Consider the following 11,795-nt stretch of genomic DNA (forward strand, 5'->3'; position numbering starts at 1 on the left):
TAAATCATAGTATAAAATTCCATAAAATTATAAAATAGATATAAATTTCATTCGATTATCTAGGAAAAGAGGTTAATTCATGTTTCTTTCCAGACATTTTAACTGCGTCCCTCTAGTGGAAGGCATTTATTGCCTTGAAGCGAAGGAGCAAGGCGGAGCCATGAGTAATGCCGGTTTGATAGATATGGGTGATTACACATTAATCTTTGATACATTCAACACTCCACAAGCTGGCAAAGATCTTAGGGATGCCGCTCTGTATTATTTTAATAAACCTATCAGATACATCGTCAACAGCCATTGGCATGGAGACCACGTTAGAGGGAACCAATTCTTCTCGGATGAAGTAATCATATCCTCCAGTAGAACTAGAGAGCTCATGATAAAAACTCAACCAGACTGGCTTGCCCGAATGAAGAAACTGCTTCCTAATCTTGAAGAAGATCTTACGAAGCTTAATACATCTCTCGAGCTCAAACTGAACGATTCCAAACAACGAGAGCTCCTTTCGCAAATAGGTTATTTACAAGAAATCAAAGAGTCTATACTAACGCTTGAAGTAACCCTTCCCCAACTAACTTATGACCGCAAAATGACTATACATGGCTCGGCAAGGACCGTTGAACTCCTATCGGTGGGTACTGCCCATACGGAATGCGATTCTATTCTATTTTCTCCATCCGATTCTTTAGCTTTTGTTGGAGATATTGTCGCAGTTGATAATCATCCATTAGTAGTAGACGGTAATCCCTTATCCTGGTTGGAGGCACTTACTTATGTCGAGCGCTTAGATGTGAACATAATTGTTCCCGGTCATGGGCCCGTTACTCAAAAACATTATCTACAGCAAATAAAACGGTATATAAATGATATAATCCATATTAGCGAATCATTGATACGCGAAGACATGAATGTGGATGTGAACCATATAGAAATTCCCGAACCTTATCTGGGCTGGAATTATGGGAGTATTTTTTACAGAAATCTTGAGTTTTTGGCGAAAGCAGCTAGTAACTAATTTTTGGAGTTGAAAGGAGCGGTTCGTTATGGTTTTTGGGATACTATTTGTAGGTGTTGCTGTATTTATTATTATACAAGCCGTAATACGTAATGGCTCGAGCTCAAACAAAAGTACCTTTGATAGAAATAGGCAACATGATGCCGCCAACATGTCTTTTATGGCTGCCAGTCATCCGGATCTGCTGGATCCAAACCACTCTAACCACTCTAATCATTCTAACCACCACCATAATCACCACGGAGATCACTCGCATCACCATTCTGGACCTGACAGCGGGGGGCATAGCTGGGGTGGAGACGGCGGACATAGTGGCGGTGGAGACTTCGGTGGGGGTGGAGATGCTGGCGGGGGCGGTTGTGATTAATTGAAAAGAAACGAAAAGGACATCCCTGATCCTTCAGGAATGCCCTTTTTTTTAATGCTCATTTATGATACTGAGAATTTTAGCTTGAGTTTGGCTTAATAACTTTTCGGCACGGAGTGTTCTAGCTTATCTTATTGATTAAATTGAAAACGGCTAAGCAGTACCTCACCATTAAAGATGAGATAAATATCGGTAGTTTCAGATTCCACGGACACTTCACCGGTAAGTGTGTTCCACTGCTGCAATACGCCACCCGACGGTACAGTAACAGATCCAACCAGCTTCCCTGCTGGGCTGCCCGTTCTGATCTCAAGGGTGCCACCTTTTGCAGAGGATACCAAGGCTTCAAAAGCTCCTGCCCCTTGCTCGAACAATACATCTTTAAAAGCGATCCAAGCGCCATCTTTTACTGGATGTATGGAAGCACCGCCTGCTTTGCACTCGTCCAGATATACGCCTTCGTAGTCATCGTAATTCTCTGCTTTGGTATTGATATACAGATTACGCGACGGAATAACGTCCCCCTGGACCGATAGTTGAGCGGATAATTGGATGTCAGCAGATGAACGGCCGATCAGAACCATATACTCTCCATTTTCCACGCAATATTGCTCACGGGTAACATCCCAGAATGCCAGCTCGGCAACCGGTAACGTAAACTCTAGGGTTTGCGATTGACCTGCGGTTAGGTTTACTTTTTCAAAACCCTTCAACTGTTTAATCGGACGTTTGACCCGGGAATTCAGAGCTTGCACATAAAGCTGCACCACTTCGTCCCCATCAACAACGCCTGTATTCTCTACTTGAACAGAAATTTTCAGCGTCTCATTCGCTTGCAGCTCCTTAGCGCTTAGGCTTAGGTTGCTGTAGGAAATTTGGGCATAACTTAAGCCGTGTCCAAACGCATACAGTGGCTCTCCGTCAAAGTACATATATGTTCTTTTGCCTTTGATAATATCATAATCCATCAGCTCAGGCAGCTGTTCTACAGAACGGAACCAAGTCATGTTCAGCTTGCCGGAAGGACTGTAATCGCCGAAAAGAACTTCTGCCACCGCATTGCCCAGCTCTTGTCCACTGTGGGAGGTATACAATACAGCCGGGATGTTCTCGTCAATCCAAGTGGAAGTTATCGGGTAACTGCCGACAATGACTACAACTGTATTCGGGTTCGCTGCATAGACAGCCTTGACCAGTCGCTCTTGCTCCTCTGGAAGCACAATATCCGGTCTGTCGATTTCTTCTTTTCCGTTAAGGAGTGGATGGTTGCCCACAAAAACCACAGCGATTTCAGCCGCCTTGGCAGCTTCTACTGCAGCCTCTATGCCGTTAGTTACGATGTTCTTTTTGAAAAGACGTGCTTGCGCATTGGCATCCTGATCTGCCGCCTGCAGCGTTCCATCTTCCGGATTCACCGAGATCATTTTATCATTCCAGGTCCGCAAAGATACCGTATCTTCGCTTTCCGGAACGATGTTAATCGATTCTTTTACAAACCAGCCGTAAATTTCCTCAGCAGATGCTGTAAGAGTCTCTGCTTCGCTTAAAGTTACATACTGACCGCGACTTGTCGACTTCAGAGTATTGCTAGTCCAGCCCCAGGCTGTATGTTGGAACAATTCTCCGTGCGCTGCTATGTCATGCTGTACAGCCAGTCTTCCGTCCTCACCTGTGATTCCAATGGCTTGGCCGTTTGCAGCTGAAGTAAGAATGATCTGATCTGCGCCACTCTCAAAGGTAACGTGTTTACCAGGCAGCTTTTTGCTAACCCCCTGCAGCGGAGTCACTCCATAAGGTAATGTGCCAGAATACCAGTCTCTAAAAGCTTCATCACCAAGTGGACCAATAATCGCCAATTTGCTCAGACTGCTTTTGCTCAATGGCAATGTACCTTGGTCATTCTTCAACAATACTATCGATTGTTTCGCTGCTTCCAAGGAGAGTGCGGTATGTTTTTTGCTAAGTATAACGGAATCGTCGATCGCTGCGTATGGGTTCCCTTCAGCCGGATCAAACTCTCCCAGACGGAAACGAACTCTGAAAGTGTTGGCAAGCGCACGATCCAAATCTTCCTCTGCTAAGAGGCCTTGGTCTAGTGCTTCGTGAAGAACCTTGATTGTCTCTGCGGTTTCTTCTGTTACGCTGTCAATTCCATTTTTGATAGATTCAGCCATCGATTGTGCAAAAGATTCATAATACTTGTGATCCTTCACAATCCCAAAAAGATCGCCGGCATCGCTTACGATAAAGCCATCCATTTCCCATTCGCCTTTGACCACATCCATTACTGCCGGATGAAGAATAACAGGCACGCCATTCACCGAGTTATAAGCGGTCATCATGGACTGTGCGCCACCTTCTTGAAAAGCAGGCTTAAACGCTTCCAAATAATACTCCCGCATATTTCTCGGATCGATGCTCGCGGAGCAGTTCCCGCGTTCAATCTCATTATTGTTGCCGAGGAAATGCTTCAGCGTTGCTACCGCTTTCAAATAGACCGGGTGATCACCTTGGATTCCCTGCACAAGTGATGTGCTGAGGCGTCCGGTCAACTCTGGATCTTCGCCGTAAGCTTCCTCGGTTCTTCCCCAACGCGGGTCACGTTCCATATCCACCGTTGGCGCCCATAATGTCAGACCGTTCACCGTTGGATTCTTTTTGTAAAAGGCTCTAGCTTCATCTCCGATGGCCGAACCAATCTCCTTCAGCAGCTCTGGATTCCAAGTACAAGCCAGTCCGCTCGGCTGAGGAAAAGAAGTCGCTTTTCCAAGCCAAGAAATCCCGTGCGCCGCTTCCGTACCATGCTTGTAGGCCCCAACACCCAAACGCTCTATGGCAGCTTGATACTGAGGCATCAGGCTTACTTTTTCATCAAGTGTTAATCTGGAGATCAGATCCTGCACTCGCTCATTTAAAGGTAAATCAATCTGTTGAAATGGATATCTAGCTATATCTGTTCCCATCAAAATCGCTCCTTCGTCTCTTGTTGATAGCGGTTTCATTCATTCTCGAGGACAATCCTTCGAAAAAACACCCATACGTCCTATCCATCTAATCATAGAAGATTCCCCTCCTCCGCAACACCTTAACAATCTAAATAGAAATCAGGTCATAATTAGAGATTTAGGGGGAAGATGTGAGTGTGAGTGCATGGGTTTGCTCATTATTCGCCTCCAATCTGCGGGATTTATACCGTACATTTGCTCGATTCCCGCTCCCCACCCACATTCTGCGGGATTTCTACCGTACATTTGCCCTATTCCCGCTCCACAGCTACAATCTACGGGATTTATACCGTTTATTTGCCCTATTCTCGCGCCACGCCTCCAATCTGCGGGATTTCTACCGTACATTTGCCCTATTCTCGCTGCACGCACACAATCTACGGGATTTATACCGTTCATTTGCTCGATTTCCGCTGCACAGCTACAATCTACGGGATTTATACCGTTCATTTGCTCACTTCTCGCTCCACGCCCACAATCTACGGGATTTATACCGTTCATTTGCCCAATTCCCGCTCCATCTCCGCAATCTACGGGATTTATACCGTTCATTTGCTCACTTCTCGCTCCACGCCTCCAATCTACGGGATTTATACCGTTCATTTGCCCTATTCTCGCTCCACGCCCGCAATCTACGGGATTTATACCGTTTATTCACCACAGCTGAGTATCGTTAAGTGAATGTACATATTCATAGCGACAAACCCTCCCACTCACCTGGGAAACTATCGGCTTAAACTTACCTTTCTCACAAAGTGACCTCATACATTTCCTAACTGTACGCAGATCAATGCCAATCTCCCTCACCAAATCAACAGGCCGAATGTCCCCGCTCGAACGCACCGCAATTTGCAAAATATCACGCTCCAGTCGACTAAACGCCTCCTTCTCTTCTGTCCTTAAAGCGAGGTACGGCATCAGTAATGATCTCAACAAAAAAATAGTATTCTCAGGACTCGCCTCCAGATCATCATATGGTATCGCCACTACCCGATAACCCGCGATTTGTAGATAAGTCTCTCGATTCAATTCCTGCCGATAACGCGTCCGATCTGTGTTTTGCACATGTGGGCCGTAACCTTTTACCTCAAAAGCAAACTTAACCTGCCCAGGCTTCCACGCAAAATCAACAAAATAAGGCCATCCCCGCCAATCCAACACTTCATATTCAGGATGAAGATCATTAAAATGACCCATCATTGGCCACCAAACCTTCTCCGTAAACATTCGCTCACCATGCCCATGTCCCCGCTCCAATCTCCCCCGTCTTTCTCCCGTTCTTCGACTAATATGATCTCCCACCCACTTACGATGTTCTTCCGTAAACCCCATAACGTTCTCCTCCTCCTTGGCATAAAAAAATCCCGCACCCAAATATGGATGCGGGACGTGCTTCGTCCTATTACTCAGAAGTATAGTATTCGCCTTCTTATGCTGTCAATGACACTCTACATTCAACGTTAGCACTCGAGATAAATTTGCTTACCTATTAAAAAATCACATTGGTTAAAGTATATTGCATTAAAGTAAGTTCAGCTAGAGTCAGATCACTACAGTGAGTTCAGCTAGAGTCAGATCACTACAGTAAGTCCAGTTAGAGTTAGATCACTGCTGTAAGTTCAGCTAGAGTCAGATCACTACAGTGAGTTCAGTTACAGTTAGCTTATTACAGTAAGTTCATTTAGAGTCAGATCACTAAAGTTAGTTCAGCTAGAGTAGATCATTACAGTAAGTCCAGCTAGAGTTAGATCACTACAGTTCAGTTAGAATTAACTCAGCAAGAGCAATCTTGGTTAAGTAAACTACATTTGAGTTAGACGACTAGATTTAGCTCAATATAGGTAGGTTTTGTATAGTAGGTTCAGTTAAAGTAATCTCGGTTTGACTAAGTTCCGCTAGAATAATATTATTCGTCCTACCTTTTTGAAATTGTCCGAAATCGTCTCCCATTCTCCACTATTCACTGGCTATCGACCTGTGCTTTTTCTATTTAATTGTATTTCATGCAACTATTTAACTCTTATCCCCCTAAAAGTCCATTTAGTTGTACTTTCTACAACTAAAAAAGGAAACATTAGGTAGTTAAGCGTAAATGATCAAATTTAGATGTACAAAGTGCAGTTAACTGTTACTTTTCCTAAAACTACTGAAGTTTAACTGCACAAAATGCAATTAAAACTGAGTTCGAGATGAGGCTGACTGGATTGCGACTTAGTTGCATTGACTTAGCCGCCTAGCTATAACATTGCGACTTAGTTACATTGACTTAGCAGCCTAGCCACATCATCGCGACTTAGCAACATTAATTTAGCGATCTAGCCACAACATCACGACTTAGCTACATTGACTTAGCGGCCTAGCTACAACATCGTGACTTAGCTACATTGACTTAGCCGCCTAGCTATAACATTGCGACTTAGTTACATTGACTTAGCAGCCTAGCCACATCATCGCGACTTAGCAACATTAATTTAGCGACCTAGCCACCATCACGACTTAGCAACATTAATATAGCGGCTCAACTAGAGTGACATATTGCTCCCTCTTCACTGCCTTCCCTCACCTAGCAAACGTGCAGCCCGAGCGCCTTGCCCATAGGCATCAAAAGAGATCATTCCATCGTCACCCTGACTTCGACACCCCAGCTTCAATCCGAGACGGGAAATCAATGACCTTAAATCCATTATCCATTATCCTTCACAACAACCTTTCACAGAAATGTCGGAGAGCGTTCTTTTGTTCCCTAACAAATCACCATTTACCGCATATAGCTTACGAAATCCCTGCTTATAAAGAATTCTCGCGGCTTTATTTCTTTTGTAGTAACTTCCTGCAAGAATTAGAACCGAGTCGCCCGGAGATAGACAGTGCTGCCAGACATAGGGTAACCGCCCCAGCGAAATATTTATCGAACCACGGATACTGTCCTTCTGGTAATCAACGGCATCCCTGACATCGAGCATTTTCATAGCCAATGATTGATCCGCTAATTCGCGAACCTCACGGACTTCTATATAAGTAAGTGAACGAACAGGCCAAGCATAACGCAAAAACCTCACAATACTAAAGACAATTAAAATACTCAGTAGGATCCGAACCATCATGCTCATATCATTACTCCCGTACCAAAAAATCATCCGTCCAAGCGCCTAATCCACCCGTCATGTTCACAACGTTATACCCCTTTTCACTCAGCAGCTCACAAGCCAGTCCACTACGGCCACCACTTAAGCACATCACAATTATCTCTCCATGAGAATCCAGTTCATCTGTGCGCATCAATAGCTGTCCAAGCGGAATATGTTTAGCACCCATTACATGTCCCTCCACCCATTCGGCGGGTTCGCGTATATCCAACATGGTAAGAGTTTCGCCATTCTTCAAGCGCTCCGCCACTTGCTGTGGGGTAATTTCCTTTGAAATTTTAAAAGACATCGAGCATCTCTCCTTCACCTTTATAAAAATAACTTGATTTTCATATCACTATATCATAATATTACGATATAAGGATATTGTAAAGCGAGGTGTTCGTTACCATGGACAAAAATTTCAAAGCCTATAACCAAACCGCCGAAACCTTAAAGGCTATAGCTCATCCCGTGCGCTTGTGCATCATTAAAGGACTTCTGGAAAAGGGCAGCTGCAACGTGAGCTTCATGCAGGACTGTCTCGATCTTCCACAATCTACGGTGTCCCAGCATTTACAGAAGCTTAGATCACTAGGCATCGTTGAAACCGAACGTAATGGGCTGGAGATTAACTATTCTGTTAAAGACGAAAAAATCAAACATCTGATTCAGTTATTTTTAGGGGAGGAATAAGTCATCATGAGTAAAAAAGTATTGATTGTTGGTGGAGTTGCAGGAGGCGCGTCAGCAGCCGCCCGACTTCGGAGATTAGATGAAGATGCCCATATTGTAATGTTTGAGCGTGATCCGTACATTTCTTTTGCCAATTGTGGACTTCCTTATTATATCGGCGGGTCCATTCAGGACCGCTCCAAGCTGCTGGTGCAGACACCGGAGGCGATGCATAAACGTTTTAACATCGATGTCCGGATTCAAAGTGAAGTCGTGGCTATCGACCCCGTGAACAAAAAAGTGCGAGTAGAAAGCATAGAAAAAGGCTCCTATGAAGAGAGCTATGATGCGCTTATTTTATCGCCAGGTGCTAAACCGATTCGTCCGAATCTGCCCGGTATCGAGAGTTCCCAAATACACATGTTGCGTAACATTCCCGACACTGACAAAGTCAAAGCTAAAGTCGCTGCGGAAGGCACACGTTCGGCCGTGGTGATCGGTGGTGGATTTATCGGTGTGGAAATGGCTGAGAACCTTAGAGAAGCTGGTCTGGAAGTTTCCTTAATTGAAGCAGGACCACAAATATTAGCTCCATTCGATACTGAAATGTCTTCTATTTTGGCAAAAGAACTCGACGAGCATGGTGTTAATCTTATTTTTTCCGATATGGTCCAAGGGTTTGCTGAGGTGGGAGAACAAATACAGGTGCAATTAGCAAGTGGCACTGTACTGCAAAGTGATATGGTTCTGCTGGCTATCGGCGTTTCTCCGGATACCTCTTTTCTGAAGGACAGTGGCTTAGAATTCGGTCCCCGTGGCCATATTTTAGTCAATGAGCGGATGGAGACCAATCTGGATCAAGTGTTCGCTGTAGGTGACGCGGTTGAGGTGGTTGATTTCGTAAACGGAACAAAAACCGCCATTCCACTAGCTGGTCCTGCCAATAAGCAAGGGCGGATTGCTGCGGACAACGTCAGTGGTCTCGGCACAACTTACAAAGGATCACAAGGGACTTCTATTATAAAGGTTTTTGGAGTCACAGGTGCTTCTACAGGTAATAATGAAAAAACATTACAACGTTTGGGTCTGCCGTATCACGTGATTTATATACATCCAAGCTCACACGCAACCTATTATCCGGGGGCAACCCCGATATCTATGAAGCTGATTTTTGATCCAAAAGGTACGGTGCTAGGAGCACAAGCTGTAGGTTACAGTGGTGTAGACAAACGTATCGACGATATCGCTACAGTTATTCGTTTTAGAGGTACGGTCACTGATTTGACGGAGTTGGAGCTATCTTATGCCCCTCCTTATTCTTCCGCTAAAGATCCGGTGAATATGGCTGGATTTGCCGCTGAAAATATTTTGCATGGTTTGACTACGGTATTCGTCCCTAAGGATTTAGAAGGTCGTGACAAAAACAATACCATTTTAGTTGACGTACGTTCGGAAATCGAACATGCTAATGGTCATATTGAAGGGTCTATTAACATCCCCGTGGATGATCTGCGTAGTCGGCTAAGCGAGCTTGACTCTAGTAAAGAAATTTGGGTGTATTGCCAAGTTGGACTCAGAGGCTACACCGCTTCCCGGATTTTACAGCAAAAAGGTTACCGTGTGAAGAATCTGACCGGCGGTTATAAAACCTATCAGATTAGCCAATTTACGCCTAAAAAAAAAGATAACTTGACGCCAAACGTTGGTACACCAGCAGCCAGTAAAGAAATCGCAGCAACGGGAGCAATGACGGAGACTGAGACTGAAACTGGGATTGGAACTGGAACTGGAACTGGAACTGGAACTGGAACTGGGACAGAGACTGGAACTGGCACAGTTACACCAACCGTTAACGCTACAGCTTTCACAACACCTGATTCCGTGCTTGATGCCTGCGGACTGTGCTGCCCAGGGCCGCTGATCCAAGTTAAAATGAGCATGGACCCGCTCTTGGACGGGCAAGTCCTGAAGGTCACTGCTTCCGATCCCGGATTTTATGAGGATATCAAGGCTTGGGCTCGTATGTCCAACAATACGCTTTTGCAGCTAACAAAGCTGCCTACTGGCATGATCGAAGCTTATCTGCGCAAAGGAGTTATCGAGACTTCAGCATCAGCACCAACCGGAGCAGGCGCACAAGTAATTCAAACTAGCAATGCAAGCACAATGGTTGTTTTTAGCGGGGATTTGGATAAAGCGATCGCTTCCTTCATCATTGCCAACGGAGCAGCATCCAGCGGCAAAAAAGTCACAATGTTCTTTACCTTCTGGGGCCTCAATATTATCCGCAAGGATGAGAAGGTGCCTGTGAACAAAAACTTTATCGGAAAAATGTTCGGTGCCATGATGCCACGCGGCAGCCGGAAGCTGACGCTTTCAAATATGAACATGATGGGCATGGGCTCGAAGATGATCCGCTCTCTAATGAAGAGCAAAAATATCTCTTCCTTGGAAGAATTGATTCAGATGGCTATCGACCAAGGTGTGGAAATCGTCGCCTGCCAAATGTCCATGGATCTTATGGGCATCACTCGTGAAGAACTGATTGACGGTGTCGGAATCGGCGGCGTTGGTTACTATCTCGGCCAAGCCGATCAGTCGGGTCATAATCTATTTATCTAAATACCTTAACGCCGCAAAGAGACTCCTCTATTTAAATAGAAGAGTCTCTTTTTTATATAAAAATGAACTCACGAGAATCGGTGATATAGATTTGAATAACCAAAATGCAGAAATTGGCTGGATCTGGATACAGAATCTAAAACCTGCTATCCTATTTAATAGGCATTCATCCGAACAACGACCTATTTCAGGTAAAAAAAGGAGATTAAATGAATAACCCGATACATATTCTTGTTGCTGAGGACGACAGCGACATCAACCGATTGCTGTGCAACATTATTAAGAAAAGCGGCTATATTCCCCAACCTGCTTACTCGGGAACGGAGGCACTTCTCTATCTGGAGCAACGTCAATGGAGCATGCTGCTACTGGATCTGATGCTGCCAGGCATGTCAGGTGAGGAACTACTTGAGAAGATTGCCGGGCGGGATGATATGCCGGTAATTATCATTTCTGCCAAGGGTGAGCCCCAGACCAAGGTGTCTGCCCTGCGGGCGGGGGCGGATGATTTCATTACGAAACCCTTCGACGTTGAGGAAGTCTCTGCACGGATCGATTCTCATCTGCGTTTGTATTCGCGGATTACGCAATCGGCTTTGCCTAACGTGCTCCAGCATCAGGGTCTTGTACTTCATCGAGAGGCGATGTCGATTACGGCAAATGGTGTGGAACTGACGCTCACAGCTCTAGAGTTTGAAATTCTCTCGTTACTTTTGTCAGCCCCCAAAAAGGTGTTTACGAAAGCGAATTTGTATGAAAGAGTCTGGCACGAGCCATATTACGGGGACGATAATACGGTCAATGTCCATATGAGCAACTTGCGCAGCAAGCTAACCAAGGCCGCACCAGGAAGCGAATTTATCGAGACGGTATGGGGCATAGGTTATCGGCTCAAGCCTTAAGACATTCTTAAGATTTGGCTTTAGCTCTTCTTATGTTTTCAATTCTATACTTGGTCTATCACGAAAAGGAGGCCAAGACGA

11 protein-coding genes are annotated in these 11,795 nt (G+C 44.9%); 6 read left to right on the forward strand and 5 right to left on the reverse strand.

What is annotated here, in order from left to right:
* Nucleotides 1-79 precede the first annotated feature (79 nt).
* The gene (locus tag MKY14_RS19570; protein ID WP_076220328.1) at nucleotides 80-1,018 is read left to right on the forward strand and encodes an MBL fold metallo-hydrolase; all 939 of its coding nucleotides are present in this window, start codon (nucleotides 80-82) and stop codon (nucleotides 1,016-1,018) included.
* Nucleotides 1,019-1,046: 28 nt separating this feature from the next.
* Entirely contained in the window at nucleotides 1,047-1,385 is a 339-nt protein-coding gene (locus MKY14_RS19575) for a hypothetical protein (protein WP_076305040.1), read from the forward strand.
* 131 nt (nucleotides 1,386-1,516) lie between these two features.
* Here MKY14_RS19575 and MKY14_RS19580 read toward each other — a convergent pair whose 3' ends face one another.
* On the reverse strand, nucleotides 1,517-4,348 hold the full coding sequence (locus MKY14_RS19580; RefSeq protein ID WP_340977146.1) for a glycoside hydrolase family 3 protein: 2,832 nt from the start codon (nucleotides 4,346-4,348) through the stop codon (nucleotides 1,517-1,519).
* A 183-nt stretch (nucleotides 4,349-4,531) separates the two neighbouring features.
* Here MKY14_RS19580 and MKY14_RS19585 point away from each other — a divergent pair, with 183 nt between their 5' ends.
* Nucleotides 4,532-5,071, forward strand: coding sequence for a hypothetical protein (locus MKY14_RS19585; RefSeq protein WP_340977147.1), 540 nt, complete (start codon nucleotides 4,532-4,534; stop codon nucleotides 5,069-5,071).
* On the opposite strand, the gene MKY14_RS19590 is transcribed toward MKY14_RS19585, so the two are convergent.
* The 4 genes from MKY14_RS19590 to MKY14_RS19605 form a co-directional block, all read right to left on the reverse strand.
* Nucleotides 5,045-5,722 carry a hypothetical protein gene (locus MKY14_RS19590; RefSeq protein WP_340977148.1) on the reverse strand — a complete coding sequence of 226 codons (678 nt, stop codon included), beginning with the start codon at nucleotides 5,720-5,722 and terminating at the stop codon, nucleotides 5,045-5,047. The genes MKY14_RS19585 and MKY14_RS19590 overlap by 27 nt on opposite strands.
* A gap of 1,214 nt (nucleotides 5,723-6,936) precedes the next feature.
* The gene (locus MKY14_RS19595) at nucleotides 6,937-7,074 is read right to left on the reverse strand and encodes a hypothetical protein (protein WP_179088225.1); all 138 of its coding nucleotides are present in this window, start codon (nucleotides 7,072-7,074) and stop codon (nucleotides 6,937-6,939) included.
* A 6-nt stretch (nucleotides 7,075-7,080) separates the two neighbouring features.
* Nucleotides 7,081-7,500, reverse strand: a complete 420-nt coding sequence (locus MKY14_RS19600) for a rhodanese-like domain-containing protein (protein WP_076185312.1) — start codon at nucleotides 7,498-7,500, stop codon at nucleotides 7,081-7,083.
* Between the two features lie 4 nt (nucleotides 7,501-7,504).
* The gene (locus MKY14_RS19605; protein WP_076185313.1) at nucleotides 7,505-7,825 is read right to left on the reverse strand and encodes a rhodanese-like domain-containing protein; all 321 of its coding nucleotides are present in this window, start codon (nucleotides 7,823-7,825) and stop codon (nucleotides 7,505-7,507) included.
* A gap of 101 nt (nucleotides 7,826-7,926) precedes the next feature.
* On the opposite strand from MKY14_RS19605, the gene MKY14_RS19610 reads away from it, so the two are divergent.
* From MKY14_RS19610 to MKY14_RS19620, 3 genes are all read left to right on the forward strand, one after another.
* Nucleotides 7,927-8,211 carry an ArsR/SmtB family transcription factor gene (locus MKY14_RS19610; protein WP_036675735.1) on the forward strand — a complete coding sequence of 95 codons (285 nt, stop codon included), beginning with the start codon at nucleotides 7,927-7,929 and terminating at the stop codon, nucleotides 8,209-8,211.
* Between the two features lie 6 nt (nucleotides 8,212-8,217).
* Nucleotides 8,218-10,812, forward strand: coding sequence for an FAD-dependent oxidoreductase (locus MKY14_RS19615; RefSeq protein ID WP_340977149.1), 2,595 nt, complete (start codon nucleotides 8,218-8,220; stop codon nucleotides 10,810-10,812).
* A 209-nt stretch (nucleotides 10,813-11,021) separates the two neighbouring features.
* A complete protein-coding gene (locus tag MKY14_RS19620) occupies nucleotides 11,022-11,714 on the forward strand; it encodes a response regulator transcription factor (RefSeq protein WP_076282298.1) in 693 nt (230 codons plus the stop codon).
* Nucleotides 11,715-11,795: the final 81 nt, after the last annotated feature.

It is taken from the genome of Paenibacillus sp. FSL R5-0887, from assembly GCF_038002305.1.
Lineage (GTDB): Bacteria > Bacillota > Bacilli > Paenibacillales > Paenibacillaceae > Paenibacillus_AQ > Paenibacillus_AQ odorifer.

Coding starts and splice junctions, on each gene's coding strand:
- MKY14_RS19570 (WP_076220328.1), top strand. CDS start 80: ATGTTTCTTTCCAGACATTTTAACTGCGTCCCTCTAGTGGAAGGCATT.
- MKY14_RS19575 (WP_076305040.1), top strand. CDS start 1,047: ATGGTTTTTGGGATACTATTTGTAGGTGTTGCTGTATTTATTATTATA.
- MKY14_RS19580 (WP_340977146.1), bottom strand. CDS start 4,348: ATGGGAACAGATATAGCTAGATATCCATTTCAACAGATTGATTTACCT.
- MKY14_RS19590 (WP_340977148.1), bottom strand. CDS start 5,722: ATGGGGTTTACGGAAGAACATCGTAAGTGGGTGGGAGATCATATTAGT.
- MKY14_RS19595 (WP_179088225.1), bottom strand. CDS start 7,074: ATGGATTTAAGGTCATTGATTTCCCGTCTCGGATTGAAGCTGGGGTGT.
- MKY14_RS19600 (WP_076185312.1), bottom strand. CDS start 7,500: ATGAGCATGATGGTTCGGATCCTACTGAGTATTTTAATTGTCTTTAGT.
- MKY14_RS19605 (WP_076185313.1), bottom strand. CDS start 7,825: ATGTCTTTTAAAATTTCAAAGGAAATTACCCCACAGCAAGTGGCGGAG.
- MKY14_RS19610 (WP_036675735.1), top strand. CDS start 7,927: ATGGACAAAAATTTCAAAGCCTATAACCAAACCGCCGAAACCTTAAAG.
- MKY14_RS19615 (WP_340977149.1), top strand. CDS start 8,218: ATGAGTAAAAAAGTATTGATTGTTGGTGGAGTTGCAGGAGGCGCGTCA.
- MKY14_RS19620 (WP_076282298.1), top strand. CDS start 11,022: ATGAATAACCCGATACATATTCTTGTTGCTGAGGACGACAGCGACATC.